This is a genomic window from Nonomuraea sp. NPDC052129, from assembly GCF_040680095.1.
Classification (GTDB): domain Bacteria; phylum Actinomycetota; class Actinomycetes; order Streptosporangiales; family Streptosporangiaceae; genus Nonomuraea.
Genome location: NZ_JBFAVX010000031.1, coordinates 73,831 through 93,645 on the forward strand (window position 1 = coordinate 73,831; position 19,815 = coordinate 93,645).

Below are 19,815 nucleotides of genomic sequence, written 5' to 3' on the forward strand. Positions count from 1 at the left end.
TAACTGGTCAAGTGGATTTCAACAGTCACACGGATGCGGTCGTCCGAGTCGCCGTGGCGGTGGTCAATGTGCTGACCCCGGGCGAGAGCCGGGGGCGGCCCTGGCCGGCGCCGCACGATCTCGCCGCCGCTGCCACGGACGTGCTCCGAACCGTCTACCCCACGCATCCCGAGGTCACCGAGGCGGAGGGCGGCGCGTACGCCGAGATCGCGGCGCGTCTGCGCCTGGTCTTCGAGGCCGTCGCGGCGGACGACATCGACACGGCGGCGACGCAGGTCAACACCCTGCTTGAGGAGTCGCACGCCCGGCCGACGCTCCAACGGCACGACGGCGAGCCGTGGCATCTCCACTTCCACGGCACGGGTGGCACCCTGGCCGGTGACTGGGCGGCGAGTTGCGCCACCGGGCTCGCGATCGTGCTCGGCGGCGAGTTCTTCGACCGGCTCGGCGTGTGCACGGCGCCGCACTGCGACCGGGTCTACGTGGACGTGTCGCGCAACGGCACGCGCCGCTTCTGCTCCACCGCCTGCCAGAACCGGGTCAAGACCGCGGCCTTCCGGGCGCGGGGAAAGGCCACGTGAGCAGCTGGACTGGGGGTGCCCGCGAGCAACCGGACCGAGGTGCCCGCGAGGGCCGGGGTTACGTGAGCAGCCGGACCGGAGCGCCCGCGAGGAATGCCTCGATGTCGGCCACGGCCTCCTGGAAGTACGTGCGGTAGTTGCCCTGGGTGACGTAACCGAGGTGCGGCGTGGCCAGGACGTTCGGCAGCGTGCGCAGCGGGTGGTCGTCCGGAAGCGGTTCCTCGTCGAAGACGTCCAGCCCGACGCCGGCGATGCGGCCCTCCGCCAGCGCCTCGATCAGGGCGGTCTGGTCCACGATGGCCGCCCGCGAGGTGTTGACCAGATAGGCAGTGCGACGCATCAGCGCCAGCTCCGGAGCGCCGATCAGCCCACGGGTCCGGTCGCCGAGGACGAGGTGGATCGACACGATGTCCGACTCGGCCAGCAGTGCCTCCTTCGTGGCCGCGTACCGTACGCCCAGCTCACCCGCCCGGTCGGCGGTGAGGTTGCGGCTCCAGGCGACCACGTCCATGCCGAAAGCGCGGCCGATGGCGGCCATCTGGGAGCCGATCTTGCCGAGGCCGAGCAGGCCGAGGGTGCTGCCGCGCAGGTCCAGGCCGATCGTGTGCTGCCAGGGGCCGCCCGTCCGCAGCGCGGTGGCCTCGGGGATCAGGTGGCGGGCCAGGCCCAGGATGAGGGCCCAGGTCAGCTCGGTGGGCGGCGCCGAGCTGCCGGCCGTCCCGCAGACCGTGACGCCGTGGGCGCGGGCGGCGTCGAGGTCGATGGAGGCGTTGCGCATGCCCGTCGTGATGAGCAGGCGCAGGTTCGGGAGCCGGGCGAAGAGCTCGGCGGGGAACGGCGTGCGCTCCCGCATGATCACCAGGATCTCGTGGTCGTGTACGGCCCGCACCAGGTCGTCCTGCGTGGCGAAGTGCTCGCGAAAGCTCGTCGCCCGCACCGGGGACCAGTCGGCGAGGCCGAGTGCGATATCCTGGTAATCATCCAATACGGCACAGCGCAGCATAAATGCGGATATTACCGGCGCTGTATCCGGCAGGTACAGGTGCTTACCGTCAAGCCGCTTCGCCCATGATTCGCCGCCTCGAAATACCGACACATGAGTGCGGCAGGGTGTCCTGAAGTGTGATGGGAGAGGACCACATCCCATGAGCAGACCCTTGGCAGTCGCCACCCTCACCACCGCGGCCCTCGTCACCGGCCTCGCAGCCCTCCCGGGCCCCGCCGGCGCGAGCCCGACCGGCACCGCGAGCCAGGTCGCCACCGCGAGCCCCGCCGGCGCCGCCGACCGGGGGCAACGCGTCGTCATGACCGGTCGGCAGGAGGTGCCGGGTCCAGGTGACCCGGACGGGCATGGCACCTTCACCTACCACGTGAAGGGCGAGACGCTCTGCTACTCCATCACCGCCGACCACATCCTGCCCGCCACGGCCGCCCACATCCACCGGGGCAAGAGGGGCGTGGCAGGCCCGATCACCGTCACCCTGAAGGCCCCGACCAAGGGTCCCGCGAAAGGCTGCATCAAGGCGGCCAAGGGCCAGAACGGCTCGAACGCCGCGCTCGTCCTGACCCAGAACGAGCTGCACGGGATCGTCAAGTCGCCGGATCGGTACTACGTCAACGTGCACAACGCGAAGTATCCCGACGGCGCCATCCGCGGCCAGCTCCCCGGCGGGGGCGGCGGGTCCGCGACTCACTGAGGCCGGTTCCCCGAGTTGGGTCGGTGACCTGCTGAGGCCCGCTCCCCGGATCAGGTCGAGCGGGTCGATGAGATACTGACCCCTGCTCCAGCTCCCCGGTGCGATCGGGGAGCTGGAGCCCGTTCATCGGGTGGACAGGCCTTCTGCCTCCTCATGCAACGCCGCGATGAGGATCAGCTCCAGATGGAGCTCGGCCAGATCGGGCGCCGCGAGGCCATCGAGGACTTGCATGGTGGGCCTCCCTGCATCAAGGACGCCCCACAAGTCACAGGGGTTTACCGATCATTCCCTGAACCGTTCCCAGGCGGACTGCCGCGTCATGCCGAGCGAGGCGCCGATGCGCTCCCAGCTGACGTTCCTGGTGCGGAGGTGTCGTACCCAGTCGTGCAGATTGTCGTCGACCTGGACCTGCACGGCGGCGATCTTGGGGAGGTGATCGAGGATCTGCTCCTCGCTCATGGTCTCCCACATGGGCAGGCGGGGCTCGGGGGAGGGGTCGAGCCCCACTTCCTTGAGGATGTCGGCGCACAGCCCCACACATTCGTTGCAGATGTGCACGCCGGGTCCGGCGATGAGCTTGGCTACGTCGGCGCTGCTCTTGTGACAGAACGAGCAGCGCAGGTTGTCCATCCAGTCAGGCATGGCCTGACAGTAGTGCGTCAGGTAGTGCCTGACAACCCCGTGAGCGCCTGCATGATCTCCTGCCGCTCCTCGTTGATCCGGCGGCAGATCGTCACGTACGCGTTCAGCACCTTGCAGTACGCCTCGCGCGCCTCGTCGAGCTGGGCGCCACGGATGACGATCCGCTCATGGTCGCCCTGCGCCTCGGCCTCGGCGAGCAGTGCTCGTGCCTCGTCCACGATCTCTTCCGCCCTGATCCGCGTACGGCGGAGCAGGGCGGAGCATTCATGGAGCTCTCCCAGTCGCGCTGAGGAGACGATGAACTCCGCATCGTGTACGGCCGAGCCGGTCACCCTGGGCCCGCGAAGATCGGATCCCACTCTCGCCACCTCCCCGGTCAAGGTTGCCTCACTGTAGACGCGTCATCCCGTCCCGTGGATCACCTGACCTCGCGTGGGGGTAGCGCATCCTTCCCCCGGAGGAGGTTCTCTCCACCCAGGTGGGAAAACAGCGTCCCTGAATCCCGTTCGGTCTCGCCGGATTGTGCGGATTGGCGGTTTCACCTGCGCTTATGCGATGAGTGCGGCGAATCTTCTGTCTGGGGAAAAGGCGCGGATGAAGAGGCGAGATCGGCCACGCGATGCCCGGTCGTCATCACATACTGAAACGAGGTGACTGCGGTAAGTGATGGCGGCTGAGGGGCGCGGTTGTGGCTATGGCGACATCGAACGGCGACGAGGACGCGGTGGACGTCAGCGTCATCATCCCGGCCCACAACTGCCGTGAATACCTGGACCGGTGCCTCACCGCCGCGCTGGTGCAGCGGATCAGGAAAGAGATCATCGTCGTCGACGACGGATCGACCGACGGCAGCGACGAGTTGCTGGACCTCTACGCCACCTACCACAAGGGCAACGTCAAGGTCGTCAGCATCGCCGCCTCGGGCGGCGCCGGGCGGCCGCGCAACATCGGCATCGAGCACGCCACCGGCCGTTACGTGTTCTTCTGCGACGCCGACGACTACCTGGGCCCCGAGGCGCTCGAACGCATGGTCGCCATGGCCGACCGCAACGGCTCCGACATCGTGCTCGGCAAGGTCGTCGGGCACGGCAGGCGCGCTCCGATGTCGATGTTCCACCGCGGCGCCGAGCGGGCCGAGCTCGGTGACAGCGCCGTCTACAACAGCCTGAGCTGCTTCAAGCTGTTCCGCAGGGAGATGCTGATCAGTCACGGCATCAAGTTCGGTGAGGGCATGCTGGTCGGCGAGGACATCCACTTCACCGTGCACGCCTACTGCCACGCCAAGGTGATCTCCGTGGTGGCCGACTACGACTGCTACCACCTGGTCTCCAGGTCCGACGGCAGCAGCATCATGCAGCAGCCGGGCAGCCGGGATCCACGCGGCTGGCTCGGCATGATCCGCGGGCCGATCCAGCTCATGACCGAGCACGTCCCGCCGGGGCCGCTGCGCGACCACCTGCTCCGCCGGCACTTCAGGCTCGACGTGTTCGAGCAGCTCGGCGTGCCGTTCCTGAAGTCGGACGAGGTGCAGCGCAAGGAGATCGCGCAGGAGGTGGCCGCGCTCTGCGACCGGTGGCTGACGCCCGGCGTCTACGCCAAGCTCAGCCGGACCGACCAGCAGCGGATCGCCGCGCTCGGCGACATCCACCGCCTGGTGCGGCTGGCCCAGATCGAGGGCGCCGCCGTACGCCGCCGGCTGACCGGCCTGCGCTGGGAGGCCGACCGGCTGGTCGTGACCGGGGTGGCCGGGCTCGACGGCATGCCGGAGCACGACGGGGTCGCGCTCGTGCTGCGCGCCCGCAACGTGCGCGGGCAGGAGCTGATCGTGCCCGCCGAGCGCGAGGGCGCCGCGTTCGTCGCCAGCGTCGACGTGGCCGCGCTCGACTCGGGCATCTGGGACCTGCGGGTGGCCGTCGAGATGGAGGGCGTGGTCCGGTACGGCCGGCTCGGCGCCGACCGCGACGGCTGCGTCACCCGCCCGGCGCCCCGGCTCATCGGCGCCGTGGTGGCGCTGCCGTACTTCACCAAGGACAACGGCAACCTCAGCATCGACGTCGGCGGGCACCTGATGACCGTGCCGGGCCGGGCCAGGATCCATCGGACGCGCTGGACGCTCGGGCGGCGGCTGCTCATCGACGGCGAGGTCACGGTCGTGGGCGTGACCCCGGCGGCGTCGGCGATCACCCGGCTGGTCTGGCGCGAGCGGCGTACGGGCAACGAACGGGCCGAGCGGGTGGTCGCGCTGCCGGGCGGCGGGTTCGCGGCCCGGCCCGCGATGGGCAAGTTCGCGCCGGGCATCTGGGACGCCTATCTGGAGGTCGAGCTGGGCGGGCCGCCCGCGAGGTTCCGGATCGAGACCGACGCCCAGACCGTCGCCGCGCCGCGCCGGCTGTGGGGCCGGTTGCGCGGCGGTGCCGTGCTGCGGAGCGTGCGCCCGTACGCGACGTCGGGCAAGGGGCGGCTGAGCACGGTCGTGCTCAAGATGACCACCCGTACGGCCTTCCGCAGAATTCTCCGCTAATTGCCATCTATGTGCAGGTGCAAGACGATGTCCTAAAGTAGGCATGTTGCGACACCGCTTGACGAAGGGCTTTGCCGTGCACGTACCCGATGGCTTCTTCAACGCGGCCGTATCCGTTTCCGCCGGCGCGGTCGCGGCCGCCGGCCTGGCGGTCTGCCTGCGCGGCGCGCGGCGCGAGCTCGACGACCGGACCGCGCCCATGGCCGGGCTGGTGGCCGCGTTCATCTTCGCCGTCCAGATGCTCAACTTCCCCGTCGCCGCGGGCACCAGCGGGCATCTGCTGGGCGGGGCGCTGGCCGCGATCCTCGTGGGTCCCTATACGGGCGTGCTCTGTATGGCCGTGGTCCTGCTGGTGCAGTGCGTGTTCTTCGCAGACGGCGGCCTCACGGCGCTGGGGATCAACATCACGATCATGGGCATCGTCACCGTACTGGTCGGGTGGGGCGTCTTCCGGCTGGTCGCGCGGCTCGCCAAGGGCAGGGGCGGCGTGACGGTGGCCGCGTTCCTGGCCGCGCTGGTCTCCGTGCCGTCAGCGGCCCTGGTGTTCTCGGCGCTGTTCTGGGTCGGCGGCACCGCGCCGATCGAGGTCTCCGCGGTGGCGGCCGCGATGGGCGGCGTGCACGTGCTGATCGGCATCGGCGAAGGCGTCATCACGGCCCTGACCGTCGGCGCGGTGCTGGCCGTCCGGCCGGACCTCGTGTACGGCGCGCGCGGGCTGAGCACGCCTCTCGTGCTGAGGGGCGCTGAGGACGCGACCGCAGGGGCGACTGTGGGGACGACCGCGGGGACGACGGTCACGGTGAGCGCCGCCGAGGAGCCGGTGACCGCCGCCCGCGGCCCGTTGCGGGCGTTCCTGCTCGGCGGCCTCGGCCTGACGCTGGTGCTGGCCGGGATCGTGTCCTTCTTCGCCTCCTCCAATCCCGATGGTCTGGAGGCGGTCGCCGAGAACCATGGATTCCTCGACCAGGCCACCCACCACGTGTTCGGCTCGTGGGCGCTGGCCGACTACGGTGATGTGGGCGGCATCCCGGTGGGTGTCGCCGGGATCATCGGAGTCGGGCTCGTGCTGCTCATCGCCGGGGGCGTCGCCTATGCCGCCCGTGGCCGGGAGAAGGCCCGGGTCTGAGGCTAATGAACGAGAGACGGTGAGTGTCAGGTGGGCGCGGGGCACCATCATCAGCTCTACCTGGCAGGGGACTCGGTCGTGCACCGGCTCCCGCCGCAGTGCAAGCTGCTGGCCGTCGCCGCCTTCGCGATCGTGGTGGTGGCGACGCCGAGGGAGCGGTTCTGGGCCTTCGGGCTCTACGCGGTCCTGCTCGCGGGCGTCGCGGTGGCCGCCAGGGTGCCGCTGACGTATGTGCTGCGGCGGATGGTGGTCGAGCTGCCCTTCGTGCTGTTCGCCTTCCTCATCCCGGTGATCGGGCTGGGGGAGCGGACGACCGTGCTGGGCGTCTCGCTGAGCGTGGCCGGGCTCTGGGCCGGGTGGAACATCCTGGCCAAGGCGACGCTGGGCGTGGTCGCCTCGATCCTGCTCGCGGCCACCACCGAGCCGCGGGTCATCCTCATCGGCGCCCAGCGGCTCCGGCTGCCCAGCCTGCTGGTGCAGATCGCCATGTTCATGCTCCGCTACATGGACGTGATCATGGATGAGATGCGGCGGATGCGGGTCGCGCGGGAGTCTCGTGGCTTCGAAGCCCGGAATTTCCGGCACATCCCGGTGATCGCGCGCTCGGCGGGCGCCCTGTTCATCCGCTCGTACGAACGGGGTGAGCGGGTGCACCTCGCGATGCTCAGTCGCGGCTATTCCGGACGGATGCCGATGATGGGCGAAATTTCGGGATCCGTTGGGCAATGGGCCACGGCCCTCGCTCTGCCAGGCATCGCCCTGGCCGTACTAGGCCTGTCCGCCGTACAAGGCCTGTCAGCCGTACAAGGACTGTCACTGTGAACTCTCCGGCCGTCAACTCCCTCGAAGTCAACCGGCTCGCCTACGCCTACCCCGACGGGACGCAGGCCCTGTTCGGCGTGGACTTCACGATCCGGCGCGGCGAGCGCGTCGCGCTGCTCGGCCCCAACGGCGCCGGCAAGACCACCCTCGTCATGCACCTGAACGGCATCCTCACGGCCGGGCACGGATCGGTGAGCGTGGCGGGCACGCCAGTGCGCAAGGACACGCTCAAGGAGATCAGGCAGCGCGTCGGCCTGGTCTTCCAGGACCCGGACGACCAGCTCTTCATGCCCACGGTCAGGGACGACGTCGCCTTCGGCCCGGCCAACTCGGGCGTGTCGGGCGCGGAGCTGGAACACGCGGTCAAGGGCGCGCTGGAGCGGGTCGGCATGCTGGAGGTCATCGACCGGCCGCCGCACCACCTGTCGTTCGGCCAGCGCCGGCGGGTGGCCGTGGCGACCGTGCTGGCGATGGAGCCGGAGATCCTGGTGCTCGACGAGCCGTCCTCCAACCTCGATCCGGCCGCCCGTAGGGAACTGGCCGAGGTCCTGCGCTCGCTCGACGTGACCGTGCTCATGGTCACCCACGACCTGCCGTACGCGCTGGAGCTCTGCGAACGCTCGCTGATCCTCTCCGACGGCGTGATCGTCGCGGACGGGCCCACCCGCGAGCTGCTCGCCGACGCCGAACTGCTCGCCCGCCACCGCCTGGAGCTTCCATACGGCTTCGCCATCCCCGCGCCGGCGGAGCATGGCTGATCCAGGAAGGTCATTTTCCTGTTTCGGCCCTCACATACGGATGATCCGAGTTTGTGCATGCCCGGTATCCGGGGATGTCGAAGTACAGTGGCTCATCGAGGAGGGGCCAAATGAAGCTGCGGCTTGCGCGACACGCCCTGGGTGATGCCGTGGTGGTGGCCGTTGAGGGTGAGCTGGACCTGTTCACGGCGCCGTTCCTCCGCGACGAGGTGCGAGACGCCATCAAACAGGATGGCGCCTGGCTGGTGCTCGATCTCCAGCAGCTGTCGTTCATGGACTCCAGCGGGCTGTCGGTGCTCATCGAGGCATGGCGGCTGGCCACGGGAGAGGGCGGCGGCGTGTCATTGGCCGGGCCGCAGGCCCCGGTGGCCCGCATCCTGCGCACGACCGGGCTCGACCGGCGGATCAAGGTATATTCCGATGTCGACACGGCCGTAGGCGAGATTTAACCCACCCCGAGTAGAACTTCATTCGGTTGGCGGGTTAGGGTCCGGGATATGGACGTGAACGGATCTGCAGCAATCATCTCCGGCGGGGCCAGCGGCCTCGGCGAGGCGACGGCCCGCGAGCTCGCGGCCCACGGCGCCACGGTGGTCATCGCCGACCTCAACGAGGAACGCGGCAAGAGCATCGCCGACGAGCTCGGTGGGGTCTTCGCCCGGACCGACGTGACGGACGACGAGCAGGTACAAACGGCGGTCGACGCGGCCGTCGCCACCGGCAAGCCGCTGCGCGTCGTGGTCAACAGCGCGGGCATCGGCTGGGCCGAGCGCACCGTCAACCGTGAGGGCGCCCCGCACAACCCCGCCTCCTTCCGCAAGGTCATCGAGGTCAACCTGATCGGCACGTTCAACCTCATGCGCATCGGCGCGGCGGCGATCGCCAAGACCGAGCCGGTGGACGCCGACGGGCAGCGGGGCGTCGTCATCAACACCGCCTCCGTCGCGGCGCTGGAGGGCCAGACGGGGCAGCTGGCCTACTCGGCCTCCAAGGGCGGCATCGTGGGCATGACCGTGCCCGCCGCGCGTGACCTGGCGGCCATCGGCGTACGGGTGAACACCATCTGCCCGGGGATCATCGACACCCCGATCTACGGCTTCTCGCCCAACTCCGACGAGTTCAAGGCCAAGCTGGTGGCGCCGGTGGTGTTCCCGAAGCGCATGGGGCGGGCCGACGAGTTCGCGCACCTGATCAGGTCCCTGATCGAGAACGACTACATGAACGCCGAGGTCGTCCGCTTCGACGGCGGCATCCGCTTCCAGCCCAAGTGAGGTCACGTGTCTGACGAAGTGCTCGTCGAAGAGTCCGACGGTGTCGCCGTGATCACGATCAACCGGCCCGCCGCGCGCAACGCCATCAACGGCGCGGTGGCCCGCGGCATCGCGGCAGCCGTCGACGCGCTGGAGGCTCGCCCCGACATCTCCGCCTACGTCCTGACCGGGGCGGGTGGCTACTTCTCGGCGGGCATGGACCTCAAGGGCTTCCTGTCCGGCGACTTCCCCGTGGTCGAGGGCCGCGGCTTCGGCGGCCTGACCGAGTCGCCGCCCAAGAAGCCGATCGTGGCGGCGGTCGAGGGCTACGCGCTCGCGGGCGGCTTCGAGCTCGCGCTGTCGTGCGATGTGATCGTGGCGTCGTCGGAGTCCACCTTCGGCCTGCCGGAGCCCAGGCGGGGCCTTGTGGCGGGCGCGGGCGGCATCATGCGGCTGCCGCGCCGGATCCCGTACCACGTCGCCATGGAGATCGCCCTGACCGGCGCTCACTACCCGGCCTCGCGCCTGTACGAGCTGGGGCTGGTCAACCGGATCACCCCGGCGGGCGAGGCGCTGGAGGGGGCGCTGGAGCTGGCTCGCAAGATCGCCGCCAACGCCCCGCTGGCCCTTGCGGCGACCAAGAAAGTGATCATCGAGTCGCAGGACTGGTCGCTGGAGGAGATGTTCGCCAAGCAGGGCGGCATCATCAGCCCGGTGTTCAGCTCGAAGGACGCCATGGAGGGCGCGGCGGCCTTCGCCGAGAAGCGCGCCCCCCAGTGGAAGGGCGAGTAGTCCTTTTCCGACCCCCTCCCCTTTTTGGGAGGGGGTTTCGTCGCGCGCGCATAACTTCTTCTGCGTACGGTAAAGAAGGAAAGGTCTAGCGGGAGGGGCTCATGAGCGACTATTCGAGGTCCGCGTACGAGTCGGCCAAGCGCGGCGCGGGCACCCTCCTCGCCGGTGCCCTGAGCGCGACCTTCGTCATGGTCGTGATGCTCGCCGTGATGTGGGCCGTCGAGGTCGTCGACTACACGACGAACGGCAGCCTGGACCGCGAGTTCGGCATCGTCGGCTGGGACCCGTCGGGACTCGTGGGCATCTTCTTCGCCCCGTTCCTGCATGTGGGCTTCGGGCATCTGATGGCCAACTCGCTGCCGCTGCTGATCCTGGGGTTCCTGGCGGCGTTGCGCGGGCTCGGGCGGTTCTTCGCGGCGAGCCTGCTGATCATCGTGATCGGCGGTATCGGCACCTGGTTCACCAGCCCCGACACGATCACGGTGGGCGCGAGCGGTCTGGTGTTCGGATATTTCGGGTACGTCCTGGCGCGCGGGATATTCGACCGGCGCGTGTTCGACATCGTCATCGGGATCGGCGTGGGGATCGCCTACTACTCGATCCTGTGGGGCCTGCTGCCCAACCAGCAGGGCATCTCCTGGCAGGGCCACCTGTTCGGCCTGGTGGGCGGCGTCGTCGCCGCCTGGCTGCTGCGCCGCAAGCGCGAAGTGGTGTAGACCCGCGCTCAAATCAGGGTGAAATGCCAGTAGGGCCTCAGACATGTAAGGGGTGTCCGTAACCCCCGCATGAGGAGGCCACCATGGGAACCGCCGGTGGATGACGACCGAAGACACCGGTTCGAGGCCGTGTATGCCCAGACATACGAGCCGATTCTCGGATACGCCCTGCGTCGCTGTGATTCTCCCGAGGACGCGGCGGACGCGGTCGCCGAGACGTTCGCCATCGCCTGGCGCCGCGTCGACGCCCTGCCGCCCCATGCGGAGGCCAGGCTCTGGCTGTACGGCATCGCCAGGAATGTCTTGGCCAACCAGCGGCGCGGCCAGGTCAGGCGGTGGTCCAGAAGCGTGGAGCTCAACGCCGACATCGCCGACCTCTACGCCCACTCGCCCGAAGGCAGCGTCGAGCTGAGTGTGATCGCGCAGGCGTTCCAGGAGCTGCACGAGGACGATCGCGAGCTGTTGTCGCTGGTCGCTTGAGAAGGGCTGGACCATGCCCAGCTCGCCAAGGTCCTCGACTGCTCACGCAACGCCGTACGCATCCGGCTCCATCGCGCGCGCAAGCGCTTGTCCAAGGCTTTGGCCGGCGCGGGCGTCTCCGTCAACCGTCTCCCCGTGGAGTCCAGATCAACTACCACCGGCTGAAGCCGGTGGTTTGCTCTCACGGTCCCGTCTGGCTGAAGGGAGGCCGGTAGCGTGTGGCTGGTTGATAACAGCCCAGCCCGCTATGCCGCGTGCGGCGATGTTGCGGGCTGCGATGTGGTCGGCGTGCCCAGCGAGGCCGCACCTTTTGCAGACGAACCGGCCCCGCGCCGGCCGGTTCGCCCGGCTGACGTGCCCGCATTCCGGGCAGGCCTGCGAGGTGTAGGCGGGGTCGACCAGCACGAAGGCGACTCCGGCGCGGGCGGCTTTGTAGCGGGTGAAGGTGATCTGCTGGGCGAACGCCCAGCCGTGCAGGGTGCGCCGCTGGAACCGATGAGCCCTTACCCGGCCGCGGATGCCCTGCAGATCCTCCAGGGCGACACCACGGCCGGTGCGTTCGGCTTCACGCACCACAAACGTGCTGATCTGGTGGTTGAGGTCGGTCATCATCCGGTGCTCACGACCGGACAGACGGCGCAGCACCCGCCGCGCCGCAGCAGTGCCCTTCTTCTGCAACCGTCGGCGTTGACGGTGGCGCCGCTCCCGCAGGGTGCGGACGTGGCCGTTGCCGCCGACCGGCCCCGGCAGGGCGGGGCCGGGCAGCACCGCACCATCGGAGGTGACCGCCAGGTTCGCTACGCCTTGATCCACCCCGACAAAGCCGCCCACCGGCTCACCCACCACCGGCTTGGGCAAGCTGAGCGCGACCTGCAGCAGCCACACCCCGCGCCGGCAGACCAGGTCAGCCTCCCCCATCGGCAGCGTGTCGATGGCTTTGAGGTCGTCTGGGCGGCCGGTGTAGGGGATGGTGACGCGGCCGGTGGGGGTCCACAGCGACACCGTGCGGGCGTCACGGTTGAAGCTCATCAGCCGGGCGTCGTACGGGATGGCGCCGTGCGGCCGGAAGATGTGCGCATGTTTCTTGCTGGCGCGCCGGTTGGCGTAGGCGCCGGCGACCCGGGCGATCGCCCGCACGGCCGCCTGCGCGCCCAGCCCGGCCAGCTGCGCCCGCACCTCGTAGTAGGCCAGCCGGTGCAACTCCACCACGGCGAAGACGCGATGCTGCCAGGCCAGGCGGGAGACGACGGTGGCCGCCTGATTACACAACAGCACCGCCGCCGCCAGCGCCTCAGCCTGCCCCGGAGTAAGCGTGAGGCGCAGCCGCACGATCGTGGGCAGGCCGTGCCGTTTGGTGGCGGAGCGGCGGATCGCCATCGTGCACCTCCTGTCACAGCGGCCTCACTCACCGCACACATTACCGAACGTGACCGAGTCTTTCCATACTGTTTTCGAGAGGAGGGGTGGCGCTACCTCCCGGACCTGAAGGACCGGGTCTCCGCGCCACCATTCAGATGAACGAGTTGAGCGAACCGGCCAGTGAACTCGCCAGGATCAGCGAACTCGCCAGGGTCAACGATGAGCAGTTGGCCGGCCAGGCGTCCGGTGCGGGGGCCCGTGCGCTGCTGGCGGCCATCGTCGAGGAGAAGCCAGGCACGGCAGCCGCAACCGTCGGGCGCCGGGCGCCGAGATCGCGCCGCGCCCGCCGCCTGCTCGTGGGGCTGGCCGCCACCGCCGCGCTCGCCACCGCCGTCGTCATGGGGCCGGTCCTGCTGGAGCGGAACGCGGGCACCGCCAGCTCGTACGCGAACGCCGCCATCGACATCGAGCTGCGAGGCGACGAGTACATCGCCAGGATCAAGGACCCGTTCGCCGACCATGCCCTGTACGCCGAGGCGTTCCAGGCGATAGGCCTCCACATCGGCCTGGAGCCGATCCCCGCCTCACCGACCCAGGTGGGCGCAATCGTGCGCTACGGATTCGCCGGAACCACCATGGCCGACAGGCTCGGTGGTGGCCTGGAGCCGGCCGGCTGCGCGCTGGGCCACGACGGCTGCTTCCTCACCGTCACAGTGAGCAAGGGGTTCAACGGCCGGGGCGTCTTCTACCTGGGCCGGCCGGCCAAACCCGGCGAGAAGTACCAGGCCTTCGGGGATGCCGGTAGGAAGGGCGAAATGCTCGAAGGCTACGACGCCGATGGGCGGACCGTGGGCAAGGTCGCGGCCGAGGCGCGCCGGCGAGGGCTGCGGGTGGTCTTCCGGATCATCGAGCCGAACCCGGACGGCAACGGCTTCGGCATGAACCCGGCGAAGCAGTTGGCCAAGGTCGGCGACCACTGGTACGTCTGGGCCGCCGAGCCCGAGCAGGACGGCACGGTGAGGCTGCTGGTCACGGAGAAACACCTCCCGAAGAACCCGGTAACTGGTAAGTAGAGCGCCTGCTACTCGACCCTGTAGGGCCTGCTGCCGGGCGCTCACCCTGACCTGACCGGCATGATCGACACCCGGCCACATCTCGACACACGAGACACTCCGTAGTGGAATGATTACGTAAAGTTTCCACGAAGGGAGCCACCCCGTGTCGAATCCTCTGGCCGAAGCCAACCTCAGGGCCGCGTTCGCCGTCATCGACGTCAACGGCAGCGGATATCTCGAGGCCGCCGACTTCGAGCGCTTGGGCGATCGGATGTGCGCCGCGCTCGCGCCCGACCCGGACACGCCCTCGCACGCGAAGCTGCGGGCGGCCTACCGGGTGTGGTGGGAGCAGATCCGCCGCGCCGACACCGACGAGGACGGCCGGGTGAGCTGCGACGAGTACGTCGCCCTCGTACAGGCGGGCGCGGCGGAGGATCCCCACTACTACGACAACGGTCTGCGGCCCGTCGCCGACGCGGTGTTCGACGCCGTCGACGCCGACGCGAACGGCTCGATCTCCCGGCCGGAGCTCGCCCGCCTGTATGCGGCGGTCGGCGAGTCCGCCGAGACGTCCAACGGCTTCTTCGACCGCATCGACACCGACGGCGACGGGCGCATCTCCCGCGAGGAGTACACGGCCGCCCTGCGGGGCATGTACGCGCCCGGATCGGCCGATGACGCGAGCGCGTGGGTGCTGGGCGGCCGCGACCGGTGAGCCCGGCCAGACCCTGACGCTCATGGTGGCCGGCGCGGAGTCAAGGAACGCCCGCCGGACATTCCGGCCCCGGAGGGGTGTCCCCTCCTAGCGGCCACTGCCACGACGGACCGGCTTCTTCCACCGCCCCGAAAGGGGCATCCCCAAGGGGACCTCAGCCACGACGGACCGGCTTCTTTCTCCCCCCCCCCCGAAGGGGGGATCCCTCCCAAAGAACCCCAGCCACGACGGACCGGATCCTCCTCCCCCCAAGGGGGATCCCACCGAAAGGACCCCAGTCACCACGGACCGTCACAGGGACCGAGACGGCACTAGGAGCTGTGCACCCGCTCGGCCGGGGACGAGGACAGCAGGCGATCAATCAGCGCCAGCCCGATGGCCGACAGGACGAAGGCCAGATGGATGATCGTCTGCCACATCATCTTGCTGTCCGGGATCGTCTGGGCCTTGATGAACGTCTGCAGCAGGTGCACAGACGAGATGCCCACGATGGCCGTGGCCAGCTTGACCTTGAGGACGTTCGCGTTGACGTGGGACAGCCACTCCGGCTCGTCGGGGTGCTCGTTGAGGTTGATGCGCGAGACGAACGTCTCATAGCCCCCGACGATGACCATGATGAGCAGGTTGGAGATCATCACCACGTCGATGAGGCCCAGCACCGACAGCATGACCGTGACTTCCATGTCGGTGTCGCCACCATGGAGAGCGCTTTCGATCAGGTGCCAGAGCTCGACCATGAACTGCCAGACGTACACCCCCTGGGCCACGATGAGCCCCAGGTAGAGGGGGACCTGCAGCCAGCGGCTGGCGAACATCAGGTAGCCCAGGCCATTGGGCCGCCTGCTCATACTCATCCGGTATAACCCCTGTCACATGAGGATATGTCGCCACAACTGGGCGGAAAGGGAGATCAGCCCTGGTCGCGCGCGGGCCTTTTAGGGAAGAATGTTTCCTAACTCACCGAGCCGGAGGGTTGGTCTGTTGGCGAACCTGGGATCCCTGGAGCGCGCGATCATGGACGTGCTGTGGGATGCCGGTAAGCCGATGCGGGTGCGCGAGCTGCTCGCCACGCTCAACGAGGTGCGCGAACTCGCCTACACCACGGTGCAGACCGTCGCCGAACGGCTGGTGAAGAAGGGGCTGCTCGTCCGCACGCCGTACCGAAACGCCTTCAAGTACGCGGCCGCCTACTCCAGGGACGAGCACGTCACGCGGCTCATGCTGGAGGCGCTGGCGGCCAGCACCGACCGGCTGCCGGTGCTGGCGAGGTTCGCGCAGAGCGTCGAGGAGGAGGACGCCCTGGCCCTGCTGGACGAGCTAGAGCGCCGTACGGGTCAAATGCGCTCGACCAAGTGACGGGTCAAAGACGCTCGACCACGTAGTCGATGCAGACCGTCAGCGCCTCGACGTCGGCCGGGTCGATGGCCGGGAACATCGCCACGCGCAGCTGGTTGCGGCCGAGCTTGCGGTAGGGCTCGGTGTCGACGATGCCGTTGGCGCGCAGCGCCTTGGCCACGGCCGCCGCGTCCACGTCGTCGGAGAAGTCGATCGTGCCGACCACCTGCGAGCGGAACTCGGGAGCCGCGAACGGCGTGGTGTAGGAGGTCTTGTCGGCCCAGGTGTAGAGGCGCTGGGCGGAGTCGGCGGTGCGGGCGGTGGTCCAGGCCAGGCCGCCGTTGCTGTTCATCCAGTCGAGCTGGTCGGCCAGCAGGAACAGCGTCGCCACCGACGGGGTGTTGTAGGTCTGGTCCTTGCTGGAGTTGTCGATCGCCACCGGCAGGCTGAAGAACTCCGGCACGTAGCGGTCGGTGGCGGCGATCTCCTCGACCCTTTCCAGGGCGCGCGGCGACATGAGCGCGATCCACAGGCCGCCGTCGGAGGCGAAGCTCTTCTGCGGGGCGAAGTAGTAGACGTCGGTCTCGTCGATGGACACCGGCAGGCCGCCCGCGCCGGAGGTGGCGTCCACGAGCACCAGCGAGTCGTCGGAGCCGACCCGCTCGATCGGCATGGCCACGCCGGTCGAGGTCTCGTTGTGGGTGAGCGCGTAGACGTCGATGCCGTCCTCGGCCACCGCGGCCGGGTAGGTGCCCACCTCCGACTTGATCACCGTCGGCTCGCCGAGCCAGGGAGCCTTCTTGGCGACGGTGGCGAACTTCGAGGAGAACTCGCCGAACGACAGGTGCTGCGACCGCTCCCGGATGAGCCCGAAGGAGGCGATGTCCCAGAACGCGGTGGTGCCGCCGTTGCCCAGCACGACCTGGTAGCCCTCGGGGAGCGCGAACAGGTCGATGAGGCCGGCGCGTACGCGGCCGACCAGGTTCTTGACCGGCTTCTGGCGGTGCGAGGTGCCCATGACGCTCGCGCCGGAGGCGGCGAGCGCGGCCAGTTGCTCGGTGCGAACCTTCGAGGGCCCGCAGCCGAAGCGGCCGTCGACGGGCTTGATGTCAGCGGGAATCACGATGTCAGCCACCTGACCAAGGGTACTTACCCGAGGACGTTGCCTGGACCCGGGTCCGGATCCTGAGAAAGGATGAACCATTTCCCTCGATCATTCGTTGGACCAGCAACACGGGTGAGGTCCGGCTGGAGGAGTCCGGGTGGCCGATCTGCGGAGTGTCGTCGAGGCGTTGATTCGCCGGCCGGTGTTCTGGCGGGCCGACCCGCCGTTGCCCACGGTGCTCGTGACGGGCCCTGAGGCCCGCGCCGCGGCCGAGCTGCTCGCCGAGCCGTTCCAGGACTCCGTGCCCTACGCCCACGTCAGGGAGGGCGCGCACAAGTCGATCCAGGAGCTGGTGGAGGCTCTGGCGGGGGAGCAGGGCGAGCTGGGCAAGCCGGTGGGCGGGTCGCTGCTGCCGCCGCCGCGTTTTCCGCTGGCGCAGTTCGTACTGTGGGCGAGGAAGCAGCGGCATCTGCCGCCGCCGGGTAACAAGTCCGAGGACTGGCTGCCGGCTCCGGGCACGCACACGGGCTACCGGATGTTCAAGGAACGGCTCAAGGATTGGCAGCGGAGCAGCCGCGACAGCGACCGGGGGCGCAGGACCTCGGCCGACTTCCTGGCGCGCGCCGCGACGACCTGGGTGCCGGTCGGCACGCTGGCCGTCTGGTGGTTCAACGGTCCCGCCGATCTCGTCGGCCTCGCTCCGTGGGTGCTCGGCCTGTTGGTGGCCGCGCTCGGCACCACCGGCCAGGCCTTCTTCTCGATCAGGGGGACGCTGTTCACCGGCTGGCTCCGCAATCAGCCCTACATCCGGCGGGATCCGTTCGAGGGCCCCGCCAAGTACGCGCTCCGCCTGGCCAATGCCAAGGGCGCGGATGACGACGTGGATGTCAAGCGTGACGACACGGACGTCGAGCGGTTATTGGTCCACGCGCTGATGCGCGATCTGCGCGAGGCGTACAAGAAGTGGATCATCCCGTGGCCGAGCTGGGGCAGGGGGTTGTACGCCCTGCTGCTGATCGAGGTCGTCGATCCCGACGGGGTCAACGCGCGGTTCCTGCGGCTGGTGGAGGAGACCACCAAGACGACCGGGTTGCTGCCGCCGATGGTCGTGCTGGCGGCCGTGTCCTCCGTCCCGCCCGGACCGCCGATCGGGTCCGAGGAGCTGGGCCGGCTGCCCGAGGTCGTCGGGCGGTGGCGGGCCGCGGCCCGGTTCCGCGTCCCTGACCTGCGGATCGGCATCCGGGCCACGGATGTGCCCGCCGTCGGGGAGTACCCGCCGGTGCGGCCGCGCAGGAAGCGGGCCCTGGCCTACTGGACGGCCATAGGGCTGTTGCTGGTCCTGCCGTTCGCCCTGGTCTTCTGGGTGCAGCGGGACAGAGCCGCGCACTGCGGCGGCCTGCAATGGGCGGAGCGGAGCGGCACCGAATGCGTCGGCATCGTGAACGCCACTGGAGCCACGCCGGACGACCTCTTCGACGGCGCCGTGAAGGACCTGGTCAAGAAGATCGACACGAACAACGCCTACGCCCTCGGCTCGGGACGGTATGTCAGCGTGGTCCTGTTCGGCGAGTTCTCGATCACGAAGACGGAGGCGAACGACATCCGGCTGTCGGCCGCCGTGTCCGAGCTGGAAGCGGTGGAGGAGCAGCAGCGGACCGCCAGCACCACGCCCAGGCTGCAGGTGCTGATCGCCAACGCCGGCGACAACTTCCGCCACGGCCGCCGGACGGCGCAGCTCATCACCGAGCTCGCCGCGCGGGACCCGCACGTGATGGGCGTGATCGGCCTGCCGCGCAGCGTGGAGGGCGTCAGCCAGGCGATCGAGGAGTTGCACCTGGCGAAGATCCCGATGGTGGCGACCACGGCGACGGCGGACCGGATCGGCTACGTCGGCGACTCCGCCGACGGCAAGCGGCCCGGCCAGCCGTCCCCCTACTACTTCCAGGTGGGGCCGACCAACTTCCGTGAGGCGACGCTGGGCGCGCGGTTCGCCCGGCGTATGCTGCTCGCGGACGTGGACAAGCCGTCCGCGGTCATCGTCCAGGACGAATCGATCACCGACCAGTACACGAAGAACCTGGCCGACGACTTCGAGACGGCGCTGAAGGCGCAGGGCATCACCGTCAAGGAGCCGAAGGACTACAACGTCGAGTCGGGCGGCATCCAGGAGGCCGCTGTGGCGGCCTGTGGCCTCGAACCGGACGTCTTCCTCTATGCCGGGCGGGCTTCGGAGTTCCTCGGCTTCCTGACCTCGATAGAGGGCAGCGGCTGCAAGGACGCGAAGGTGCTCGCGGGCGACGACGTCGTCAGGGCGATGGCCGACCACGCCGGTGAGATCGCCCACATGAAGCAGATGGAGGTCTACTACGTGGCGCTGGCGCACCGGGCGGTGTGGAACCAGAGCGCCACTAAGCAGACCGCGTTCATCAGCGGCCTGCTCGCGGGCGCGCACCCGAAGTCCTCCGACGACAACCTCATCCTCACCTTCGACGCGGCCAACGTGCTCTACCAGGCGGCCAGTACCGCCTACCGGGCCGGAGCGCAGGAGGGCGGCGGCCTGCCCAGCCGGGGCGACATCCTGTACCGGCTGACCCGGCGGGTCTGGAACGGCTCCAGCGGGAAGATCGACTTCGGCTCCGCCGATCTGCACGCCCCGGTCGACAAGGCCTTCGCGATCATGAAGGTGGACGTGGCGCGGGCGGGCAACCCGAAGCCGGTCGTCCGCTGCGGCTCGCTGGACGCCACTGAGCCGCCCCCGAAGGACGCCGTGTGCGCCGGCCTGCCCGACACTGCCGACTCGCAGCCGAAATGAAGTACGGCTGCCGCGTCGGAACGCGGCAGCCGTACGAACAGCGGGATCG

Annotated in this window: 21 protein-coding genes and 1 pseudogene; 16 read left to right on the forward strand and 6 right to left on the reverse strand. The window is 69.2% G+C overall.

The window, feature by feature from the left end:
• The first annotated feature begins 11 nt into the window (after window positions 1–11).
• A complete protein-coding gene (locus AB0L53_RS44620) occupies window positions 12–581 on the forward strand; it encodes a CGNR zinc finger domain-containing protein (RefSeq protein ID WP_364008323.1) in 570 nt (189 codons plus the stop codon).
• Window positions 582–639: 58 nt separating this feature from the next.
• Here the strand turns inward: AB0L53_RS44620 and AB0L53_RS44625 are convergent, their stop codons facing one another.
• On the reverse strand, window positions 640–1,566 hold the full coding sequence (locus AB0L53_RS44625) for a D-2-hydroxyacid dehydrogenase family protein (RefSeq protein WP_364008326.1): 927 nt from the start codon (window positions 1,564–1,566) through the stop codon (window positions 640–642).
• A 160-nt stretch (window positions 1,567–1,726) separates the two neighbouring features.
• On the opposite strand from AB0L53_RS44625, the gene AB0L53_RS44630 reads away from it, so the two are divergent.
• On the forward strand, window positions 1,727–2,278 hold the full coding sequence (locus AB0L53_RS44630) for a CHRD domain-containing protein (protein ID WP_364008329.1): 552 nt from the start codon (window positions 1,727–1,729) through the stop codon (window positions 2,276–2,278).
• 507 nt (window positions 2,279–2,785) lie between these two features.
• Here AB0L53_RS44630 and AB0L53_RS44635 read toward each other — a convergent pair.
• Window positions 2,786–2,920: pseudogene (locus AB0L53_RS44635) on the reverse strand (ClpX C4-type zinc finger protein); the annotation flags it as partial.
• 17 nt (window positions 2,921–2,937) lie between these two features.
• Window positions 2,938–3,279 (reverse strand): hypothetical protein, encoded by a 342-nt coding sequence (locus AB0L53_RS44640; protein WP_364008332.1) that lies wholly within the window; start codon window positions 3,277–3,279, stop codon window positions 2,938–2,940.
• 335 nt (window positions 3,280–3,614) lie between these two features.
• On the opposite strand from AB0L53_RS44640, the gene AB0L53_RS44645 reads away from it, so the two are divergent.
• From AB0L53_RS44645 to AB0L53_RS44690, 10 genes are all read left to right on the forward strand, one after another.
• A complete protein-coding gene (locus tag AB0L53_RS44645) occupies window positions 3,615–5,441 on the forward strand; it encodes a glycosyltransferase family 2 protein (RefSeq protein WP_364008334.1) in 1,827 nt (608 codons plus the stop codon).
• 76 nt (window positions 5,442–5,517) lie between these two features.
• A complete protein-coding gene (locus AB0L53_RS44650; RefSeq protein ID WP_364008336.1) occupies window positions 5,518–6,567 on the forward strand; it encodes an energy-coupling factor ABC transporter permease in 1,050 nt (349 codons plus the stop codon).
• A 30-nt stretch (window positions 6,568–6,597) separates the two neighbouring features.
• Window positions 6,598–7,389: a cobalt ECF transporter T component CbiQ gene (gene cbiQ, locus AB0L53_RS44655; RefSeq protein ID WP_364008339.1), complete on the forward strand. Its 792-nt coding sequence runs from the start codon at window positions 6,598–6,600 to the stop codon at window positions 7,387–7,389.
• Entirely contained in the window at window positions 7,386–8,147 is a 762-nt protein-coding gene (locus tag AB0L53_RS44660; protein WP_358554625.1) for an ABC transporter ATP-binding protein, read from the forward strand. The genes cbiQ and AB0L53_RS44660 overlap by 4 nt, the downstream gene beginning before the upstream one ends.
• A 110-nt stretch (window positions 8,148–8,257) precedes the next feature.
• Window positions 8,258–8,596: an STAS domain-containing protein gene (locus tag AB0L53_RS44665; RefSeq protein ID WP_225294105.1), complete on the forward strand. Its 339-nt coding sequence runs from the start codon at window positions 8,258–8,260 to the stop codon at window positions 8,594–8,596.
• A gap of 48 nt (window positions 8,597–8,644) precedes the next feature.
• Window positions 8,645–9,418, forward strand: a complete 774-nt coding sequence (locus tag AB0L53_RS44670) for an SDR family NAD(P)-dependent oxidoreductase (RefSeq protein WP_225294103.1) — start codon at window positions 8,645–8,647, stop codon at window positions 9,416–9,418.
• Between the two features lie 6 nt (window positions 9,419–9,424).
• Window positions 9,425–10,189 (forward strand): crotonase/enoyl-CoA hydratase family protein, encoded by a 765-nt coding sequence (locus AB0L53_RS44675; RefSeq protein ID WP_364008344.1) that lies wholly within the window; start codon window positions 9,425–9,427, stop codon window positions 10,187–10,189.
• A gap of 101 nt (window positions 10,190–10,290) precedes the next feature.
• The gene (locus tag AB0L53_RS44680; RefSeq protein WP_358554634.1) at window positions 10,291–10,905 is read left to right on the forward strand and encodes a rhomboid family intramembrane serine protease; all 615 of its coding nucleotides are present in this window, start codon (window positions 10,291–10,293) and stop codon (window positions 10,903–10,905) included.
• A gap of 96 nt (window positions 10,906–11,001) precedes the next feature.
• Window positions 11,002–11,385 (forward strand): RNA polymerase sigma factor, encoded by a 384-nt coding sequence (locus AB0L53_RS44685; RefSeq protein ID WP_364008348.1) that lies wholly within the window; start codon window positions 11,002–11,004, stop codon window positions 11,383–11,385.
• A 6-nt stretch (window positions 11,386–11,391) separates the two neighbouring features.
• The gene (locus tag AB0L53_RS44690; protein WP_364008508.1) at window positions 11,392–11,550 is read left to right on the forward strand and encodes a sigma factor-like helix-turn-helix DNA-binding protein; all 159 of its coding nucleotides are present in this window, start codon (window positions 11,392–11,394) and stop codon (window positions 11,548–11,550) included.
• Here the strand turns inward: AB0L53_RS44690 and AB0L53_RS44695 are convergent.
• Window positions 11,533–12,762, reverse strand: coding sequence for a transposase (locus tag AB0L53_RS44695; RefSeq protein ID WP_364008351.1), 1,230 nt, complete (start codon window positions 12,760–12,762; stop codon window positions 11,533–11,535). The genes AB0L53_RS44690 and AB0L53_RS44695 overlap by 18 nt on opposite strands.
• Before the next feature lie 137 nt (window positions 12,763–12,899).
• Here AB0L53_RS44695 and AB0L53_RS44700 point away from each other — a divergent pair, with 137 nt between their 5' ends.
• Complete coding sequence (locus tag AB0L53_RS44700) at window positions 12,900–13,817, forward strand: hypothetical protein (RefSeq protein WP_364008354.1); 918 nt, start codon at window positions 12,900–12,902, stop codon at window positions 13,815–13,817.
• A 145-nt stretch (window positions 13,818–13,962) separates the two neighbouring features.
• Window positions 13,963–14,514 carry an EF-hand domain-containing protein gene (locus AB0L53_RS44705; protein WP_358554646.1) on the forward strand — a complete coding sequence of 184 codons (552 nt, stop codon included), beginning with the start codon at window positions 13,963–13,965 and terminating at the stop codon, window positions 14,512–14,514.
• A 311-nt stretch (window positions 14,515–14,825) separates the two neighbouring features.
• Here the strand turns inward: AB0L53_RS44705 and AB0L53_RS44710 are convergent, their stop codons facing one another.
• Window positions 14,826–15,362: a TIGR00645 family protein gene (locus AB0L53_RS44710; RefSeq protein WP_358554649.1), complete on the reverse strand. Its 537-nt coding sequence runs from the start codon at window positions 15,360–15,362 to the stop codon at window positions 14,826–14,828.
• Window positions 15,363–15,495: 133 nt separating this feature from the next.
• On the opposite strand from AB0L53_RS44710, the gene AB0L53_RS44715 reads away from it, so the two are divergent.
• Entirely contained in the window at window positions 15,496–15,870 is a 375-nt protein-coding gene (locus tag AB0L53_RS44715) for a BlaI/MecI/CopY family transcriptional regulator (RefSeq protein WP_364008359.1), read from the forward strand.
• A gap of 4 nt (window positions 15,871–15,874) precedes the next feature.
• Here AB0L53_RS44715 and serC read toward each other — a convergent pair whose 3' ends face one another.
• The gene (gene serC, locus AB0L53_RS44720; RefSeq protein ID WP_364008362.1) at window positions 15,875–16,984 is read right to left on the reverse strand and encodes a phosphoserine transaminase; all 1,110 of its coding nucleotides are present in this window, start codon (window positions 16,982–16,984) and stop codon (window positions 15,875–15,877) included.
• 127 nt (window positions 16,985–17,111) lie between these two features.
• On the opposite strand from serC, the gene AB0L53_RS44725 reads away from it, so the two are divergent.
• A complete protein-coding gene (locus AB0L53_RS44725; RefSeq protein WP_364008365.1) occupies window positions 17,112–19,766 on the forward strand; it encodes an ABC transporter substrate-binding protein in 2,655 nt (884 codons plus the stop codon).
• Window positions 19,767–19,815 lie beyond the last annotated feature (49 nt).

What these genes read in the sequence shown, in the direction of transcription:
- AB0L53_RS44630 (WP_364008329.1), top strand. Translation starts at nt 1,727, where the DNA reads ATGAGCAGACCCTTGGCAGTCGCCACCCTCACCACCGCGGCCCTCGTC.
- AB0L53_RS44670 (WP_225294103.1), top strand. Translation starts at nt 8,645, where the DNA reads ATGGACGTGAACGGATCTGCAGCAATCATCTCCGGCGGGGCCAGCGGC.
- AB0L53_RS44665 (WP_225294105.1), top strand. Translation starts at nt 8,258, where the DNA reads ATGAAGCTGCGGCTTGCGCGACACGCCCTGGGTGATGCCGTGGTGGTG.
- AB0L53_RS44710 (WP_358554649.1), bottom strand. Translation starts at nt 15,362, where the DNA reads ATGAGCAGGCGGCCCAATGGCCTGGGCTACCTGATGTTCGCCAGCCGC.
- AB0L53_RS44645 (WP_364008334.1), top strand. Translation starts at nt 3,615, where the DNA reads ATGGCGACATCGAACGGCGACGAGGACGCGGTGGACGTCAGCGTCATC.
- AB0L53_RS44700 (WP_364008354.1), top strand. Translation starts at nt 12,900, where the DNA reads ATGAACGAGTTGAGCGAACCGGCCAGTGAACTCGCCAGGATCAGCGAA.
- AB0L53_RS44680 (WP_358554634.1), top strand. Translation starts at nt 10,291, where the DNA reads ATGAGCGACTATTCGAGGTCCGCGTACGAGTCGGCCAAGCGCGGCGCG.
- AB0L53_RS44695 (WP_364008351.1), bottom strand. Translation starts at nt 12,762, where the DNA reads ATGGCGATCCGCCGCTCCGCCACCAAACGGCACGGCCTGCCCACGATC.